The organism is Bacteroidota bacterium, assembly GCA_038746285.1.
In the GTDB taxonomy this organism is placed as follows: Bacteria; Bacteroidota; Rhodothermia; order Rhodothermales; family JANQRZ01; genus JANQRZ01.
This window is the reverse complement of sequence record JBCDKT010000015.1, coordinates 54,640-72,689: the sequence shown is the minus strand read 5'-3', so window position 1 is coordinate 72,689 and position 18,050 is coordinate 54,640. Positions and strand designations below refer to the sequence as shown.

Sequence of the window (18,050 nt, the reverse complement as noted above, 5' to 3'; positions counted from 1 at the left end):
TGCCTTTGCGGTAGCCTCCGAAGTACGACTCGTCGATCTCGACTTCGCCATCGAAGGGGCCTTCGTCGGCAAGGTGTTCGGTGATGGCCTCGCGGAGCTTGTGGAAGTAGAGCGCGGCGGTGTTCTTGTTGACGCCGACGAGCTGCGCGGCGGTGCGCGTCGTGGTGCCCGCGACGAAGTGCTCGATGAGCCGCCGCTGGGTTGTGGGTGGGAGTCTGCTCCGTCGTCGGGTCATAGTGGAGACTAAGCCAACAGACCGTCACCTAGTACAGCCCCAAGCTAAATCCTCGGTGCTCGCTTGGAGGCAGCCTTCTGCGAGCCGGCGTAGCCGCGGAGGCCGGCGCGCTGCATCTCGCGCTCCAGGATGCGGTAGAACATCGCCTTCTCCTGGTGGCGGATCACGGCGCGCTCGTGCGCTTCGGTGAGGATGACCGGGTAGCCCCCGCCCTTCGCGGCCTGGTCGACCACGACGGCGTGGATCATGCCCAGCCAGCCGGGCTGCTCGGCGACCCACGCCGGGAGTTCGACGCGCCCGATTTCCTCGGGGAGCCGGACGTAGAAGTAGCAGATCCGGTGGTGCGGCCCGTAGTCCTTCTGGATCCGCGACCCCGACTCGAAGAGGGCCGAGCGCTCGCCAACGGCGAGCGTGTGCTCGAAGACGAGCCGGTCTACGATCCCGCGCACGGAGTCCTCGTCCGGCGTCTCGTCGGTCTCGCGCCGGTGGAGGCCGAGGAGGTTGACGAGTTCGGTGTTGGCCGGCATCGAGACGTAGGAGCAGACGGGGATGCCCTCGTCGTAGAACCGCTCCAGGATGGCGAGGTAGCGCCCGATGAGGCGGTCTTCGAGGGCGCGGTGGTTCATGCCGCGGAGCATCCACCGGATCAGCGTGCCGTCGGCCATCGCGAGGACCGGGCGGGCGCTGCGGCGCTCGGCGCGGGCCGTCTCGAAGAGCCAGTGCAGCTCCTGCTCGTCGCGGAGCGCGGAGACGACCTCCGTCGTGAGGTTGAGGAGCGCGCCCTCGCCCTCGTCGGCGTTGAGCTCGTCGAGGTCGCGGCGGCGGAAGCGGAGGTCCGGCTCGGCCGTCATCAGCGGCGGCTCCTCGGTACCGTAGTGGAACGCGATCCGGCTGACGTTGAGGAGGTAGCACGCCGGCTCGACGTGGCGGTCGGGGTAGATCTGCGAGCCGTCGGTGGCGACGACCGTGATCGGCGTCGGGCGCTCGCCGCACGGGGCGCACCCGTCGGGCCGCTCGATCAGTCCAGCGACGAGCGCGCGCGGCCGGTCTCGCGTTACCTGGTCGCGGAGCGCCTCCCACCCGGGCGCGCAGTCGCGGAAGGCATCGAGCGCGAGGGCCAGCTTCACGTCGCGGCGCGCGTCTTCGTCGACGCGGTACGCGCCGAAGTCGGAGAGCTGCGGGTGGAGCCGGTGAAAATCGAGCAAGGGACGGGCGACGAGTGACGAACGACGAATGCGTGAAGGTAAAGACGGACAGCAGGCACGACGTAGTTTTACGGGTCCCGCTCGTCGTTCGTCGCTCCAAGCTCGTCGCTCCCCTGGCCGGCCTCTACCTCCATATCCCCTTCTGCACGCGGCGCTGCATCTACTGCGACTTCTACGTCACCACCACGCGGCGGCTGACGCGCCCGTTCGTGGACGCGATGCGGATCGAGATCGACGCGTACGGGCGGGAGTACGGCGGGCGCGAGGCCATCGAGACGATCTACTTCGGCGGGGGCACGCCGTCGCTTCTGCCTCTCGACGAGGTAGCGATGCTTATGCGCGAGATCGAGCGGCACTTCGACACGAGCAGTGCGCACGAGGTGACGTTCGAGGTCAACCCGGAGACGGCGGGGCGGGAGTACCTGGAGGGCCTGCGCGACCTCGGCATCACCCGCCTCTCGGTCGGCGTGCAGTCGTTCTTCGACCCCGACCTGCAGTTCATGGGCCGCGCCCACGACGGCGACGAGGCGATGCGCGCCATCGAGGCCATCGAGGCCGTCGGGTTCGACTCGTACTCGGTCGACCTCATCTTTGGGGTGCCGGAGCAGCCGCCCGAGCGCTGGATGGCGAACATGGAGCGCGCGGCGAACCTCGGCGTCCCCCACCTCTCGACCTACGGCCTGACCGTCGAAGAGCAGACGCCGCTGGCGAAGATGGTCGAGCGGGGGACCGTCGCCCCGACGCCCGACACGGCGATGGGCGAGCGCTTCCTGGAGACGATGGACTACCTCCGGGAGCGCGGCTACGAGCACTACGAGATCTCGAGCTTCGGGCAGCCCGGCGTGCGCAGCCGCCACAACGAGATCTACTGGGAGCACGGCAACTACCTCGGCTTCGGCCCGAGCGCGCACTCGTTCTGGCGCGAGACGCCGTCGCTGGCCGGGCGCTGGGCGAACGTCCGCAACCTGCGGCAGTACGAGGCGCTCATGCAGCAGGGCCACCGGCCGCTCGACTACCAGGAGCGCCTCGGGGCGGATATCCTCGCCGACGAATATATTCTGCTGCGCCTGCGCTTGCTCCGCGACGGCCTCGACCTCGACGTGCTCGCGGAGACCTACGGCGTGGACCTCCTCACCGAGAAGATCGACGCACTCGCCGACCTCGAAGCGGGCGGCCTCATCCACCCGATCCGGCGCAGCACCGTCCGCCTCACCGACGAGGGCGCGCTCGTCGCCGACGCCGTGACGGCAAAGCTGCTCAGCTAGCTGTCGGCTTTCGGCTTTCAGACCAAAGGCAGGCAGTTCGCAACGCCCTCACTCCTTTGACAGACTGGAACCAACCTCTGCACGCGACACTGGTGCCGCGGCCGCTCGGGTTAGCCACTAGCTCTCAGACTGCGAGCCGACAGCCGACAGCCAAGAGCCGACAGCCTCTCTCTCCATGCGCCCCCTTTTCCTCCTCGCCTTCACGCTCCTCGTCACCACCGGGTGCCAAACCGAGCAGCCCCCGCCGCCGCCCGGTGACGGCGACGCCGAGACGATTCCTTTCCGGCGTGACGGCTCGCTCACCTTCTCCCGCGAGGACGGCGAGGAGATCGTGACCATCGACATCGAGATCGCCGAGGGCGACTCGGCGACGGCGCGGGGGCTGATGGACCGGACCTCGCTGCCCGAGAAGAGCGGGATGCTCTTCCTGATGCCACGCACGCAGCGCCACAGCTTCTGGATGGCCAACACCCCGCTCTCGCTCGACATCACGTTCGTCTCGCCCGATTCGGCCGTCATCAACACGGCGAAATACACCCGCCCGTTCTCGTCGGAGAACGTCTCCGCGGAAGGCCTGTCGCGGTTCGTAGTTGAGACGCAGGCCGGATTCACCGATACCTGGGGCATCACCGCCGGCGACCGCGTCCGGTGGACCCGCGACTAGACCCGAACCGCCTGTTCGTGATCGTTTTGCCATTACTATGAAGCCTATGTTAATGCCCGCCTTCCAGAAACTACAATTTGCGGCTTCCCGTTTAGACGGTACGATGCTAGCAGCCCCGTAAGGCTGCGCCAAGCAGCGCCCCGGCAGCCCCGTAAGGCTGCTGGGTTTTTTTGTGCCCGCCTGCTCCTCTCTGCTCCTCGCCCAGACCGATGGACCTTCCGACGCAGTTCTCCGCCCGCCTCGACGCCGACGTCTACGCTCTCCTCGCGCACCGCATCCTCGACGGCGACAACCGCCACCTCGTTCACGAGCCCAGCGAGGGCGAGGACCCGATCCTGTTCCGCGCAGCCCTCGACCGCAGCGCAGGCACCGTCCACCTGCTCGACTTCCCGCCTGTCACCGACCATGTCGGCACGGACCTCGGCGACGTCACGGCGACGGTAACGATCGCGGGCGATCCGGAGGGGACGTTCGACCCGGCAACGGGCCACGTCGAGATCGAGGTGGACCTCACGTTCGACCCGCGGCATGTGCTCGCGCGCAAGTCGCAGGTGACGCTCGCGCTCTCGTCCGACGCCCGCATCGACCAGCCGGAGCTCGACGCCACCGGAGCGCCGCTCACCCTTGAGGACGGCACGCTCACGCTGGTTGGGGAGGGTGTCTTCGAGGGCGGCTCGCTGGGCGGCGGGAGCCTGTGGCTCGCCATCGCCTGCGCAATCGACGACGTGACCGACGAGTCGTAACGTCTGCGGCGGAGACCGCCTCGCCGAGCCGCCCTGTGCGTGGCTACCGGAGCACCGTCAGGCGTCGCGTCTCGGTCCGGTCTCCGATCTGCAAGCGGACGAGGTAGGTGCCGGCTGGGATCTCTTTGGTAGACATCTCGAACCGGTGGAGGCCGGGCGTGAGCGGGCCGGCGTGGACGAGGGCGACCTGGCGTCCAAGCAGGTCGCGGCTTGCGATGCGGACCGGCGCAGCACGGTCTAGCCGAAGCCGCACGGTGGCCTGCCCGCGCGTCGGGTTCGGGAACGGCCCTGCAATCTGCTCCCCGACTGCCGCCGGCCCAAGAGGCACTCCGACCGGGCTCTGCTGCGCCGCCACAACCGCGTCGGTCCACGCCTGCGGCATCGAACCCGGCACATGCCAGTTGCCGGTGCCGTCGGCGAACTCCTCGTTGTAATACCACACCAGGTCGTCCGCGCGGCGGAGGGCGTTGCGGAGGGTCGTCTCCATGACCTCCGGGTTCATCGGGTAGCCCTCGGCAGCCTTCCAGTCGATGTTGTAGACCCCGAAGCCGCTCGAGACGCGGTCGCCCCAGCCTGGGCGGAGGGCCTCGGGGATGAAGGCGCTGTCCGTATTCTTCGAGGCGATCCCGACTTCGCGCCAGGCGTAGGCGCGTCCGAAGTCCTCGGCGGTGCGGTACTGGTAGCACTCCCCACCGTCGATGATGCGGTTGCCGGGGCCGGCCCCTTCGAGGAAGCCGACGAAAAGCGGGCCGAGCAGTTCGTACTCCTCGGCGTCCGCGACCTGGAGGAGGCGGACGTAGCCCGGCGTCGCCGGCTCCGAGAGCCAGGGGCCGAACGTGAACAGCACCTCGGCCTCCGGCCATGCGGCGGCGACGGCCTCCATCATCTGCTGCCCGCGCAGCCGCGTCTGCTTGCGGTAGGCCGCCAGGCTCTGCACCGGGCTGTCGTAGTCCTCGGGGTAGTTCAGCCAGGTCGTCCCGTACTCCTCCACATCGAAGAACAGCCCGGCAAAGCCCGCGTCGCGGGCGGCCTCGGCGAGCGCCCCCCAGTTGGCCAGCACGGGCGCCCACGCGGCGTCGTCGAACACGTCGCCGGGGTCGTTGATGGTGACGAGGAGGAAGTTGTAGTCGAGCCGCTCGAACTGCCCGGCGATGGGCGAGAGGCTCCCTGCGATCTCCTCAGCGGTGAACGTCCATCCCGGCTTCATCAGTTGCCACGAGGCGAAGACCGTCACGGTGATCCCGTCGAACGGGAGCGCATCGAGGTAGTCGAGGTTGTCCGCGAGGTGCTCGGGGTAGGTCAGCGGGAAGTTGGGCTGCTGGGCCAGCAGCAGGCGCGGGCTGTCCTGCGCAGCAGCAGGCAGGGCAAGAGCGAGGGCGAGGAGCAGAGCGCGCATGGCAAGCCGGGGCGATGAGTAGGTCAGTGGATGACGGTGAGGCGGGCGGTCTCGGTGCGGGCCCCAGCGCGCAGACGCACCAGGTAGACCCCCGACGGCACGCCCGCCAGCGGCACCCGCCGCGCGTACGTCCCGGCCGGCTGCTCCTCGTCCACGAGCGTCCGCACCACCCGGCCGAGCGCGTCGAGCTGCACCCGTCCTGGCTCGGCCGTACCCCACGCAGCCGTAGCCACGGACCGCGCTGGGTTCGGGAAGACGCGGAGCGCCTCACCGACAGTGCCGGGACGGATGGCGACGTCGACTGATGGCCGAACAGGGCGCCTAACCGGGGCGGTCGTGACGTGCTCGTACCCGTCCGTCTGCGCGCGCGCCCACAGGGTCACGGTCCCCTTCGACAGGCCAGACACCTCGAACTCGAATGGTGCCTCGAAGTCGTCGGGCGCGGCGTAGGCCCCGTTAACGATGAGAGAGACGAACTGCGCCGGACCATCCACCTCGACGGTGACGGTGAAGGGCTCGCCGAGCGTGAGCGGGCCGGGCGGGAGCACGAGCCGCGCCTCGGGAGCCGCGATGCGGTCGGCGGCGACGGCCGGGTCGAACCAGAACTCGCCGGGCTTGGCGAGGTCGAAGCCCAGCCCCTTGCCCGCGGCGAGCTTGGCGCGCGCCGAGGCGATCCGCTCCTCCGTGCCGGGCGGGACGTAGCGTGCCCAGCCCGCGTCCGGCTCGTCCCACCAGTTGATCTCTTCGTCGTAGACCCACACGAACTCGTCGGTCGTCAGCAGGGCGTGGTAGACGTTGTGCTCAAACCAGTCGAGCTGGAAGTCCTCGGGGTGGCCCCACACGTAGGCCGGGTCTAGGCCGAGCGGGTAGTCGGCGTACACGGCGTAGCCGACCTGGTGCTCGGTCTGCCACGCCGGCCGGTGGACGGGGTCGAGGAGGGTCGTCGCCTCGTAGCGCAGGAAGTCGTAGTTGTTCGAGACGAGCCACGACTCGTCGACGTAGTACGTCCCCTCGTTGCCGTCAACGAGTGTGAGGCCCGGCCGCGCGCCGTCGAGCATTCCGTTGAGGAACGCGCGCATGAACTCGTAGCCCGACCCTTCGAGGCTCCCGTTGGCCTGGGTCTGCGCGTAGACGACGCCCATCCACCACAGCGAGAGTACGACCATGTCGGCGCGGGCGCTCTGGAGCGCCTGGACGTATTCGACCCCGCGCTGCCGCACCTGCACCTCGACCTCCTCGAACGTGCGGTCGGGGTAGGCCCACGGGAAGTAGCGCCACGGGTTGTAGTCGGCGAACCCGTAGTACTCGGGGTCGAAGAGGATGCCGCGTGCGCCACTGGCCGCGACGGCCTGCGACACGAGCCGCGCGTTCGCCGCCACCGTCGCCCAGTGGTCGTCGTCGAACCAGTCCAGCGTCTCGAAGCTCTGCCCCATCTGCGCGACGAAGTTGCCTTCGAGCGCGCCCCACTCGATGCCGCCGAGCTCGTCGAGGCGCAGTTCCTCGGCGGTCCACGGCCGGTCGGCGAAGGCGAGCAGCGGCTGATCGTAGATGCCGGGGTACGAGATCGCCTCGAGCCACCGCCCGGTGCCGAGGTGAAACGAGATCCCGTCGAACGGGGAGATCCCGAGGTCCTCGGGATGGTCGAGGAGGAAGTCCACGCCAGGGGTGCTCCAGCCGAAGTGGAGCAGCGTTTTTTCCGGCTGGTGCGCCGGGCTGGGCGTGCGGACCTGTGCTTCGGCCGCGAGCGGGGCGAGCAGCAGAGCGAGCAGGCAGAGAGTTGGAGAGCGCATCGCGGGAGAACGGCTAGTGGACGACGGTGAGGCGGGTGGTCGTAGTCTGGTCCCCAGCGCGCAGGCGCACCAGGTAGACCCCCGACGGCACGCCCGCCAGCGGCACCCGCCGCGCGTACGTCCCGGCCGGCTGCTCCTCGTCCACGAGCGTCCGCACCACCCGGCCGAGCGCGTCGAGCACGTCGAGCTGCACCCGTCCTGGCTCGGCCGTACCCCACGCAACCGTAGCCACGGACCGCGCTGGGTTCGGGTACACCTTGAGCCCGAAGAACGGCCCCGGCACAGGCAGCGGCGACGTAGCTACCGGTACCGCGGCCTCGCCCGAAGCGACGGCGCTCGGGTCGAGGCCGGACTTGAAGGCGCGGGCGCGGACTGGCGTGCCGGCGAGCACGGTGAACGGGGCGTCGTAGAGCGCCGCGGTCTCGTCCGGGTCTGAGCCGTCGGTGGTGTAGCGGAGGCTCGCCCCCTCGGTCCACGTCGCCAGCGTCACGCGCACCGCGTCCGGGCCAGCGGCGCGGCGCTCGATGAACGGCATTCCGGCGCGGCCTATCTCGTAGCCGGTGAGCTGCTGCGCGCGGGGATGGTAGTAGCGGTCGAAGAAGTGGGGGTCGTCGCCGTAGGTCTCCCACAGCGTCTCCAGCTCGGCGAGGATCGGGAGGTACGTCTCCTCAAAGCCGGTCGTCTGCGGGTTGCCGCGCCCGCCCCAGACGAGCGCGACGAGGTACTTCTCGATCCCCTCGAACCCGACCCACCCATCGCCTTTCGTGACGCCGACGGCATTCGCGCGGCGGAACTGCCCCGTCACGTAGCGCGCCCACGACCAGTCGGCCCCGGCGCTGACCTCGGCGTTCTCGGCCATGTAGGTCGCCGTGGCGTAGGTGTAGATGAACGGGCGGAAGGCGGCCGCGGCCACGCCCGACTGCGGGAAGCTGTCGTGGATGATGACCGAGCCCTCGGGGAAGACTTCGCCGCGGAGCAGACGCATCACCACGTAGGCACTGAGCCAGTCGTCCTGCGCCAGGCCGTCAGAGTACACGGTGGTCATTCCGTACTCGTCGCGCCAGCGGGCGACCTCGTCGGCGAAGGTCCGGGGGTCGCGGGAGAAGTAGAACCACTGGCTGAAGTAGGCCCCCCACCGGTCGCCCGCAGCGTCGACCTGGCCGACGTACGCCTGGAAGGGCACGTCGTCGCGGGGCTCGTAGCGGGGCCCGAAGCTCATCGCCCAGGCGCGCTGGTTCACGTTCCACAAGATCCAGTCGCTTTCGAAGCCCGGCCCGATGATGTCGCCCGGCGGCTCGCCGAAGCCGGCGAGGCTCCACCCGAACTCGAACGACTGCTCCCAGTCGAAGGCCCGGCTCGGGAAGGCGCTCACGAAGAGGCGCTCGCCGGGGCTGACCTCGGCGCGGGCCTGCCAGCCCGGGGCCGCCGCGCCCGGCGTGTCGAGGTCGTCCGGCGGCAGCCCCGCGAAGGGCAGCGCCCCGACGCCCGCGAGGCGCGGCACGCGGCCCGTCCCGAGCGGTGTGTGGACATTCGCCGTGAACCCGCCGAAGTCGTCCATCGAAAACAGGTCTCCCTGCGCGATCCGGTTGAAGTCGCCGCCGAGGCGGCTCTCGACGGTCGCCGAGAGCTCGCTGTGCGGGCTGAGGATGGCCGCGCCGTCGGCCTGCACCCCGACCGTCAGCGCGCTCCCGACGAGGACGGCTAGGTCGCCCGTCTGCTGCTGCACCGCGAGGCCGGACAGGTCTAGCCCCGTGACGAGCGCAAGGTCGCGCTCGAAGGCGCCCTGCTGCCGGACAGCGAGGGTGCCGGCGGCGCGGTCGAAGGCGAACGCCGCGCCGAGCGTCTCGACGGTGAGCACCGTCCCGTCGTCCTCGACGCCGTCGATGCGCATGGCGAGCGCGCCCGGCCCGCCCGGGAAGGTCACGCCGTCGCCCGGCGCGAAGGGCACGAGGTCAGCCTCGGGCAGCTCGACGACCGCGAAGTCGGCGATCTCGATGCTCACGTCGCCGTTGAACCCGGTCGGGCCGTACTCGTGGAGCCCGAAGGCGATCTCGATCTCGGCGACGGTCGGCCAGTGGGGCGTAAAGCGCCACGTCCAGCGCTCCCAGCCGTCCGGCCCCTCCGTGCGAGCCGGCATCCCGCCGTAGCGCCCGCCCTCGAGGTTCGTCACGTCCGGGTCCACGCCGAAGGCGATCACGCTGAACTCCCAGTCGCTGCGCGGGAAGTCCGTCCGGATGAGCGCCGAGACCTCGTAGGTGCGGTTGCGCTGGACAGGTACGGTGCGGACGAACGACGGGCGGGCGTCGCTCTCGTCCATATCCGGGGAGACGACAAAGCTGTAGGTCGCCACGCCGTCGTAGGCCGGACCCCAATAGAGCGGAGCGGTGAGGCTATTGCGAAAGGCGAGGCCGCGGGTGCGCAGGTCGCCATTCTCCGGACGGAGCACGGTGCCGCCGTAGGCCTCCGGCTCCAGGAGATCGAGGAAGCCCGCCGGGGCCGGCGGCAGCCCGGTCTCCTCCGGCACCTCGACAGTCACGTTGTCGACGGCCGAGCGCCCGGCATAGGCCCCGCCCCAGTTGAAGAACGCACCCAGCGCACCCGTCCCCGTCGCTCGGCTCAGTCCGACCTCGACCCCGCCGTCGGTGCCGTCGACCTCGACGCGCAGCGTGTTCTGGCTGAGGTCGTAGAGCAGCTCGATGCGGTGCCACGTCCCGGCGGCGAAGTCCGAGACGGCAGGGTAGACGACGCCGAGGAAGTCGCCCGTCGCAGAGTCGTAGTCGAGCAGGCCCACGTCGAAGCCCGTTTCGTCGAAGCCGAGGCGGACCGAGCCGATGTCCTCCTCCGCCTCGTCATAGAGGCGGAGGAAGGCGAATCCCTCGCCTGGTCCCTCGGCGGCGAAGTCGAAGCCCACGCGGACCACGCCCTCGGTGACGATCCCAGCGACGAGCGCGTGGCCGAAGTCGAGCAGGTGGTAGTCGCCCGGCGCAGGCGCGTCTACGCGGGCGACGTTGCCCGCCGCCGTCGAAGCCCCGGTGCTGCCGAAGACGGGCACCACGTCGATCCGGCTCTCGGCCTCGCCGAACAGGCTGGTCGGGCGCTCGCCGCCGAGGCCCGGCACCACCTCCGGCGGCCCGCCGACCAACTCGTCGTCGAACGACACGTCAAACGCGGTGACCTGCGCTTGGGCGGCGACAGAGAGAAAAAGGAGAACGGCAACGAGCGTAGGCTTGGACATGGCATCGCGAGTCGGGTGTGGGTACCGAAAGGGTACGGACTCAGGGTGCTTGCCTCATGAACAAAATCTGATGTTTTTCTAAGGGACGGCCCCACCCTCTCGCCTGCCCCGAGAAACGAGCAGTGCCAGCCCCGAACGCGTCGGGGCTGGCACCGTCTGTCTTCGTACTCTTTCTGGTCGCCGGCCGGAGCCGGCAGGTCCTCCTACTCGAGGTGGTGGTAGTCGAGTTCGTGCTCTTCCTTGAGGGCCTGCTGCACGCTGGGCGTCGGCTCCGTGGCCGGGGCCGAGTCGAGGGCCATCTCGCCGTCGCTGCTGCGGCAGACCTGGACGTTCTTACGCCAGCCGCTCACGGTGTCAGGATAGTCCGAGCGGAAATGGGCCCCGCGCGACTCTGTGCGGGCGAGCGCGCTGCGGAGGATGGCCTCGCAGGCGGTCATCATGAAGTGGAGGTTGATCGCCTGCTCGAACTGCTCGTTGCCGGGGGCGGCCTGGACGTTTAGGTCCTCGGCGTCGCGGCGCAGCGCCTCCAGCTTGGCGAGCCCTTCGATGAGGCCATCCTCGTCGCGGATGATCCCCGCGTGGTCCCACATCACGCGGCGCAGGCGCTCGATGAGAGCCTCTGGCTCGTGCTGCCCGGCCGACTCAGCGAGCCGACGGATGCGGCCGAGGGCTTCGTTGACGCAGTCGTCCGAGATCTGCACCCGCTCCGGCAGGTTGCCAGCGAGGTGCGCCCCGACGATCTGTCCGAACACGACGGTCTCGGCGAGCGAGTTGCCGCCGAGGCGGTTGGCCCCGTGGACGCCAGCTACGCTCTCACCCGCGGCGTAGAGCCCGTCGACGGTCGTGGCGCAGGTTTCGAAGTCGGTGATCTCGACGCCGCCCATCGCGTAGTGCGCCGTCGGGGCGACCTCCATCGGCTCCTCGGTGATGTCCACGCCCACGTCGGCGAACTCCTGGACCATGCGGGGCAGCCGGTCTCGGACGTAGTCCGAGTCGCGGTGGGAGATGTCGAGCCAGACGCCGCCGTTCGGCGTGCCGCGCCCGGCCTGGATCTCGGCGTAGCCTGCGCGGGCGACCACGTCGCGCGCGTCGAGTTCCATCTGCTTGGGCGAGTAGCGCTCCATGAAGCGCTCGCGCTCGGAGTTGAACAGCCGTCCCCCTTCGCCGCGCACGGCCTCGGTGACGAGTTCGCCGCGCTGGTCCTCGGGCCAGAGCTTGCCCGTCGGGTGGAACTGCACGAACTCCATGTCGCGCAGCACGGCACCGGCGTTGTAGGCCAGCGTCTGCGCGTCGCCCGTGTTCTCGTCCGACCGCGACGACGACCGAACGTAGACCGAGGTGTGGCCCCCGGCGGCGAGGATGACGGCGTTGGCGTGGAAGACGAGCACGTCGCCCGTGTTCATGTCGTAGCCGATGGCACCGACGGCGCGCCCGTCGTCCACCAGAATCTCGGTGATGAAGGTGTCCTGCCGGTACGGAATCTCCAGACGCTTGGCCTGGGCGACGAGCGCTTCGAGGATCGCGCGGCCGGTGATATCACCCTTGAAGCAGGTCCGGCGGAACGACTGCGCGCCGAAGTAGCGTTGGTTGATCTCGCCCTCCTCGGTCTTCGAGAAGTCGGCACCCCAACGGTCGAGTTCGCGGACGCGCTCGGGCGCGTGTCGGGCGAGCAATTCGACGGCCTGCGCGTTGTTGACGTGGTGTCCCTCGTTGAGGGTGTCGGCCGCGTGGATGTCCCAGCGGTCTTCGGGATCGAGACTGCCGAGAGCAGCGTTGATTCCGCCTGCGGCCCAGACGGTGTGTGCGTCCCCGTGCTTGCGCTTGCCGATGGCGAGTACGTCACGCCCAGCTTCGTGCAGCTCGATGGCGGCGCGGAGGCCAGCGGCCCCGGCCCCGATGATGAGCACGTCAGTGGTGACCACGGATACGTCCTCCGCCTGGGAGGGAATGGTTGGAGGCATGATTGTGCGGCGTTGCTGGTTAGTGTAGTTTCAATCTCCTCTGAAAGTGGAACGAGGGCTTGGGGCGCTGGTTCTGAGGTGCGTCCTGTACCCGTCATGGTTTGCGCGATCTTCGCACGCCCCTCGCTCTGCCTGCACATCCCGAGCGCCATGCACCGCCCCTCCCCTTCATCGTCTGAATACTCGGTCGCCATAATCGGTGCCGGGCTGAGCGGGCTGACCGCGGGCCAGGCCCTCGCCGAAGCGGGTCACGCCGTGGCCGTCTTCGACAAGGGGCGCGGGCCGGGCGGGCGCATGTCGACGCGCCGGCAGGCCGAGACCACGTTCGACCACGGCGCGCAGTACTTCACCGTGCGCGACGAGCGCTTCCGCCGCCGCGTGGCGTCCTGGACTGAGGCTGGCATCGTGCAGCGGTGGGACGGACGGATCGGCGTCGCCGAGGGCGGGGCGGTGACCCCCAAGGGCGACGGGCCGGAGCGCTACGTCGGCGTGCCGCGCATGAGCGCGGTCCCGAGGCACCTCGCCGACGGCCTCGACGTGCGCTGCCGCGTCCGGGTCGAGGCCGCCGAGCCGAGCGGCGCCCGCTGGTCCCTCGTCGCCGACGATGGCGCGGACCTCGGCACCTTCGACGCGGTGCTCGTAACCGTGCCGCCGCCCCAGGCCGCACCGCTCCTCGCCGCCGCTCCGGACCTCGCCCGGCGCGCTGCGTCGGTCACGATGGAACCGACCTGGGCTGCGATGGCGACGTTCGACGCCCCGCTGCCGGTCGAGGCCGACGGGCTCTTCGTCCACGACGCCCCGCTCTCGTGGGCGGCCCGCAACAGCAGCAAGCCGGGGCGGCCCGCGCTCGAAAGCTGGGTCTTCCACGGCGCACCGGCCTGGACCGAGACGCACATCGAGGACGAGCCTGACGCCGTCGTCGAGGCTCTCCTCAGTGGGTTCTTCGCCGCGACGGGGCTCCGCCCGGTCGCCCCGACGTTCGCGCAGGCCCACCGGTGGCGCTACGCGCAGGCAGACGAGCCGCTGGAGGACGGCTGCCTGTGGGACGAGGCGCAGCGCCTAGGCGCGTGCGGCGACTGGTGCCACGGCTCCCGCGTCGAGGGCGCATTCCTGAGCGGCCTCGCCGGTGCCGAGGCGGTCGCCCGCAGCCTCGCGCCGAGTAGCGCAGCTACGGAATGACGATGAGGCGGTGCGTCGCGGCGCGGCTGCCAGCGGTAAGGCGGAGAACGTAAACTCCGGCCGGGAGGCTTGACAGCGAAGCCTGAACGACGTGGGACCCTGGCCCTCGCTGCCCCTCCGCCAGGACAGCGACGCGGCGACCCACTGCGTCAAAGAGGACGAGGCGGACTGGCCCCGGTTCGGAGAGGCCGAACGCGACGGTCGCCGACGAGCGCGCCGGGTTCGGCACCGTGCGGAGAGTGAGGGGGCTGGGCACCCGCGACGGCGTCACCGCCGAGGTCGTGCGATCCACGGGGAAGACGTAGGCCCGGCCCGCAAACGGCGGGCTCCCCGGCGGGTTCTCGCCCCACGCTCCGACGCCGACCTCGATCCCTCCGTCCCCGTCGAGGTCGCCGAGGGCGGCGATCCCGTAGCCGAAGTATTGGACGCCGTCGGGGTCCGGCATGGGCGGTTCGAGCGTCTGGAGGAGCGTGCCGTCCGAGGAGAACACGTATACGCGGCCGATGAACACCTGCGGGGCTGCATTCTCGTCCTCGGCGCGGGCGCTCACGATGAGGTCCGCCAGGCCGTCGCCGTCGAGGTCGGGGGCGGCTTCGACGAGTTCGCCGAAGAACCCGATGGTCTGCTCGTCGGGCGAGATGAGGGTCACGGCGGCCTCTCCCGTGGCACCAGAGACCACGTAGGCCCGCCCGGCGAACGAACCCTGCTCGGGTTCGCCGTTGGCACCCGTCGCCACGTCCGGCACGCCGTCGCCCGTGACGTCGCCCAGCCCGGCCACGTAGCGGCCGAACCCGCCGAGCGCGGTCTCGTTGGGCGACCGAACGTTGCGAATCGCCGAGCCGTCGGCCCCACTGACGAAGTAGAGGCGGCCCGCGAGGTCGAGACCTGTCGGGCCGGTGCGGAACGGGGCACCGGTCACGATGTCGGAAGTGCCGTCGCCGTCGAGGTCGCCTGCGTCGTCGAGGGTGTACCCGAACCCCGCCTCTACCTCGGGATCGGGCGCGGCGACGGTGCGGACGAGGGCGTCGGTAGCGCCGTCAAATATGTGAAACCGCCCGGCTCGGGGAAGCCCGTTCACTCTTTCCCCGTTCGCGCTCACCCCGACCTCGCCGACCCCGTCGCCGGTGAGGTCGCCGAGGCGGGCGAGGTTGAAGCCGAAGTTGCCCTCGGGTTGCGGATCGGGCGAGGCGAACGCGGCGAGTTCGGTCCCGTCAGCGCCGCTGAGAAGGTAGACGCGGCCCGCCCCGCCAGCCCCGTCGACGGTCTCGCGCGAGGCGCTCACGTAGACATCCGGCGTGCCGTCGCCGTCGCGGTCCCCGGCAGGCAGGAGGCCCTCGCCGAAGAAGGCGTCCGTCTCGCGGTTCGGGGAGACGAACGTGCGGAGCAGCAGGCCCGTGGCTCCGCTGAAGACGTGGAGCTGACCGCCATCCACGACGGCGTCGCCGGCTGGACCCGCGTCCTCGTCCGGGGCCGAGACCGCAACGTCGGGGACGCCGTCGCCGTCGAGGTCGCCGACGGCGGCGAGGGCGCTGCCGAAGAGGCTCTCCTGCTGCTCGTCAGGCGAGGCGAAGGTGTAGAGCGGCGCGACCTGGGCGCTCGCGCTCAGGGCAAAGCACAGAGCGACGATGGACACGAACGGTTTCATAACGCCAGGAGGTTGGTCAGGAAGGGTCTGTGCTTGATGGCTCCGAGCATGACGGCGCGATGGCAAGCACGCGGGAACGTGTGCGGGCCGTCTCGCTCAGGCTCCGGTTTTGCGAGCCTCCGATTCGACCAAGACGCTCTGGCAAAACCTACCCAGGCTGTCATTGTGCGGAGCGTAGCGACGAAGCAATTTCCTTAGGACGCCACCTCGCTCAGGAGGTTGCCGCGCTCCCGGAGCCTGTCCTGAGCGCGGTCGAGGGAATTGCTCGCAATGGCAACAATAGGTTTTGTCGGGCACTCTAAGCTACCGGAGCGCGCCAGCGGCGCAGTGATGGGAGCCTGATGGTTCTGTGAGGTCATGCTCGCGGACTCGCTACACGCCGACGTGTGGCCCGCGCAGTCGGTACTTCCTCAGGCTATCTTCCCTCCTTCTTGCCGCTCTCCGCGATGGCTTCCGACGACCGCCTGCTCTCTACCCCTCCGTTCTGCGTGGCGGGGCGCGAGGTGCACCCGCCTCTCCTCGAGGTCCGGCGAGGCACCGAAGCCCGCACGCTCGAACCGAAAGTGATGGGCGTCCTCTGCCACCTCGCCCGCCGCGCCGGGACCGCCGTCTCGCGGCGCGAACTGCTCGACGAGGGGTGGCCGGACACCGTCGTCGGCGACGAGACGCTGACGCGCTGCGTCTCCGAACTCCGCAAAGCCTTCGGTGACGACGCTCGCGCCCCGACGGTCATCGGGACCGTGCCCCGGGTCGGCTACCGCCTGCTCGCCCCCGTCGCCTGGCTGCCGGCCGAGCCGCCTGCTCCTCCAGACGCATCGGCAGCCGCGGTTCCGGACCCTTCGCACGAGAGGCCGCGGACGGTGCGCCCGGGCGTCGTCTTCGCGGCCGCAGCCGTCCTCGCGGTCCTGGCCTACAGCTGGTTCGCGGGAGGATTCGCCCGTCCGTCTTCCGGCGAGGCCGCTCCGGTGCTGCCCGCGCCTCCGCTGACGAGCACGCCGGGGTTCGAGCGCAGCCCGACCCTCTCCCCCGACGGCGCGTGGGTCGCCTACGTGAGCGGCACCGCCCGGACCGGCGACCTCGTCGTCCTTCCCGTCCGCGAGCCCGGTGCGGGCGGCGAGCCGCTCCGGCTCGTGACGGCCGACGACCTCGCTGAGTCGCCCCGCTGGAGCCCAGATGGGGCGCAGATCGCCTACATCGACTGGATCCGGGACCCGTCGCGCTGGGCGCGCGACCCGTGCGTGCTCGCTGTCGTGCCCGCCTTCGGGGGGCCCCCGCGCGTCGTCGCCCCGTGCCCCGGAGGTGCCGCGCGCACGCTCGACTGGACAGCCGACGGCCGCGCCCTCCTCGTCGGCGGCGACGAAGCGGGGACGGCGCTGGGGCTCTCGCTCGTCGACCTAGCCAGCGGCGAGACGCGCGCGCTCGACTACGACCGCCCGCCGGGCGCTGTGGACGACACGCCCCGCGCCTCGCCCGATGGCCGCCGCGTCCTCTTCCTCCGGGCTGCCGGGGCGCAGTCCGTTACCCTCTCGGTCCTCGACCTCGAAACGGGCTCCGTGACGCCGCTGGCGACGGGAACGCAGATGATGGCCGGGCACGACTGGCTCTCGGCGGGCGGGGCCGTCTACGCGCTCGCCCAAGCCAGCCGCTCCAGCCTCTGGCGGCTCGCTACGACCGACGGCACGGCCGACCCGGCACTGCTTGCGGTGGAAGACCCCGGCGTCTTTCCCGACGTGGCCGGCGGCCGCCTCGTCTTCGAGCGGTGGCGCGTCGAGGCCGACCTGTTCGCGCTCGACCTCGCGCGCCCGCCAGGACCCGACAGCCTCGCCGACCTCGTCCCGTTCGCGCCGTCGACGGCCTTTGACGCGCACCCGCAGATCTCGCCGGACGGCCGCCGCGTGGCGTTCGTCTCCGAGCGCTCCGGCACGCCGCAGGTCTGGGTCGCCGAGCGCGACGGCTCCCGCCCCCGCGCGGTCACCGACCTCCCCGGCGTCGTGGGCGCTGCGCGGTGGTCGCCGGACGGAACGCGGCTCGCGTTTGCCACGCGAGGCGGTGCCGACGCCGACGTGTACGTGATCGACGGGCTCGGCGAACCGCCTCGCCGCCTGGCCTCGCCGGGGTGGAACGAGGCCGAGCCCGCCTGGTCCGCCGACGGGGCATGGCTCTACGTCGCCTCCGACCGCTCCGGCCAGACGGAGGTGTGGCGCCTCCCCGCCGGAGGGGGCGAGGGTACGCAGTTGACCTTTAGCGGAGCAAAGACACCCCAGCCGTCGCCGACGGGCGGGCAGCTCTACACGATGCGGCCCGGCCGCCCGGGGCTGTGGCAGCGGACGGGCGAAGACGGCGAGGACGAGGTCCTCCTCCCGGACCTCGACCCACGGTACGTCTATAACTGGGCACCAGCAGCGGATGGGGTCGTCTTTGCGCACCGCCGGCCTGGTTGGAGCCACGAGACGCTGGAGTCTAGCGCGTCGCCGGAGCGCCCGCTCGTCGTGCTGCCGCGCGGGGGTGTCGTCTTCACCCTCGCCCTTTCGCCGGAGGGAACGTCCGCCGTCGTCTCGCGGATCGGTGAGCGCGAGGTAGACCTCGCCGCCGCGACGCTTCCCGACGCCCGGTAGCTGCGCCTCGGCGAAGCCTTGGGGCTTCCTCAGCCCGCTCTCAGGGCCTCGCATCGGGCCGCAGGCTTTCTTGCGGAGCCTGCTCGCTTCCGCAGGCACAACGTCCCCAGCTATCCG

12 protein-coding genes are annotated in these 18,050 nt (G+C 70.5%); 5 read left to right on the top strand and 7 right to left on the bottom strand.

Going from position 1 to position 18,050, the window contains the following annotated elements:
* Both AAGI91_07010 and AAGI91_07005 read right to left on the bottom strand, forming a co-directional pair.
* The coding region (locus tag AAGI91_07010; protein MEM1042366.1) for an IS1595 family transposase at nt 1–235 on the bottom strand (235 nt) is incomplete at its 3' end.
* A gap of 44 nt (nt 236–279) precedes the next feature.
* A complete protein-coding gene (locus AAGI91_07005; protein MEM1042365.1) occupies nt 280–1,440 on the bottom strand; it encodes a DNA double-strand break repair nuclease NurA in 1,161 nt (386 codons plus the stop codon).
* 32 nt (nt 1,441–1,472) lie between these two features.
* Here AAGI91_07005 and hemW point away from each other — a divergent pair, with 32 nt between their 5' ends.
* The 3 genes from hemW to AAGI91_06990 all read left to right on the top strand — a co-directional run bounded on the left by hemW (nt 1,473) and on the right by AAGI91_06990 (nt 4,112).
* The gene (hemW, locus tag AAGI91_07000; protein ID MEM1042364.1) at nt 1,473–2,705 is read left to right on the top strand and encodes a radical SAM family heme chaperone HemW; all 1,233 of its coding nucleotides are present in this window, start codon (nt 1,473–1,475) and stop codon (nt 2,703–2,705) included.
* Nucleotides 2,706–2,880: 175 nt separating this feature from the next.
* Entirely contained in the window at nt 2,881–3,369 is a 489-nt protein-coding gene (locus tag AAGI91_06995; protein MEM1042363.1) for a DUF192 domain-containing protein, read from the top strand.
* 209 nt (nt 3,370–3,578) lie between these two features.
* Nucleotides 3,579–4,112 carry a hypothetical protein gene (locus AAGI91_06990; protein MEM1042362.1) on the top strand — a complete coding sequence of 178 codons (534 nt, stop codon included), beginning with the start codon at nt 3,579–3,581 and terminating at the stop codon, nt 4,110–4,112.
* Between the two features lie 43 nt (nt 4,113–4,155).
* Here AAGI91_06990 and AAGI91_06985 read toward each other — a convergent pair whose 3' ends face one another.
* The 4 genes from AAGI91_06985 to AAGI91_06970 form a co-directional block, all read right to left on the bottom strand.
* Nucleotides 4,156–5,508 (bottom strand): T9SS type A sorting domain-containing protein, encoded by a 1,353-nt coding sequence (locus AAGI91_06985; GenBank protein ID MEM1042361.1) that lies wholly within the window; start codon nt 5,506–5,508, stop codon nt 4,156–4,158.
* A 23-nt stretch (nt 5,509–5,531) separates the two neighbouring features.
* Nucleotides 5,532–7,298, bottom strand: coding sequence for a hypothetical protein (locus AAGI91_06980; GenBank protein ID MEM1042360.1), 1,767 nt, complete (start codon nt 7,296–7,298; stop codon nt 5,532–5,534).
* A gap of 13 nt (nt 7,299–7,311) precedes the next feature.
* Entirely contained in the window at nt 7,312–10,533 is a 3,222-nt protein-coding gene (locus AAGI91_06975) for a chitobiase/beta-hexosaminidase C-terminal domain-containing protein (protein ID MEM1042359.1), read from the bottom strand.
* Between the two features lie 203 nt (nt 10,534–10,736).
* A complete protein-coding gene (locus AAGI91_06970) occupies nt 10,737–12,494 on the bottom strand; it encodes an FAD-dependent oxidoreductase (GenBank protein ID MEM1042358.1) in 1,758 nt (585 codons plus the stop codon).
* A 150-nt stretch (nt 12,495–12,644) separates the two neighbouring features.
* Here AAGI91_06970 and AAGI91_06965 point away from each other — a divergent pair, with 150 nt between their 5' ends.
* Nucleotides 12,645–13,673, top strand: coding sequence for an FAD-dependent oxidoreductase (locus AAGI91_06965; protein MEM1042357.1), 1,029 nt, complete (start codon nt 12,645–12,647; stop codon nt 13,671–13,673).
* On the opposite strand, the gene AAGI91_06960 is transcribed toward AAGI91_06965, so the two are convergent.
* A complete protein-coding gene (locus tag AAGI91_06960; GenBank protein MEM1042356.1) occupies nt 13,663–15,318 on the bottom strand; it encodes a T9SS type A sorting domain-containing protein in 1,656 nt (551 codons plus the stop codon). The two genes, AAGI91_06965 and AAGI91_06960, sit on opposite strands and share 11 nt — an antisense overlap.
* Nucleotides 15,319–15,764: 446 nt before the next feature.
* On the opposite strand from AAGI91_06960, the gene AAGI91_06955 reads away from it, so the two are divergent.
* On the top strand, nt 15,765–17,933 hold the full coding sequence (locus tag AAGI91_06955) for a winged helix-turn-helix domain-containing protein (protein MEM1042355.1): 2,169 nt from the start codon (nt 15,765–15,767) through the stop codon (nt 17,931–17,933).
* Nucleotides 17,934–18,050: the final 117 nt, after the last annotated feature.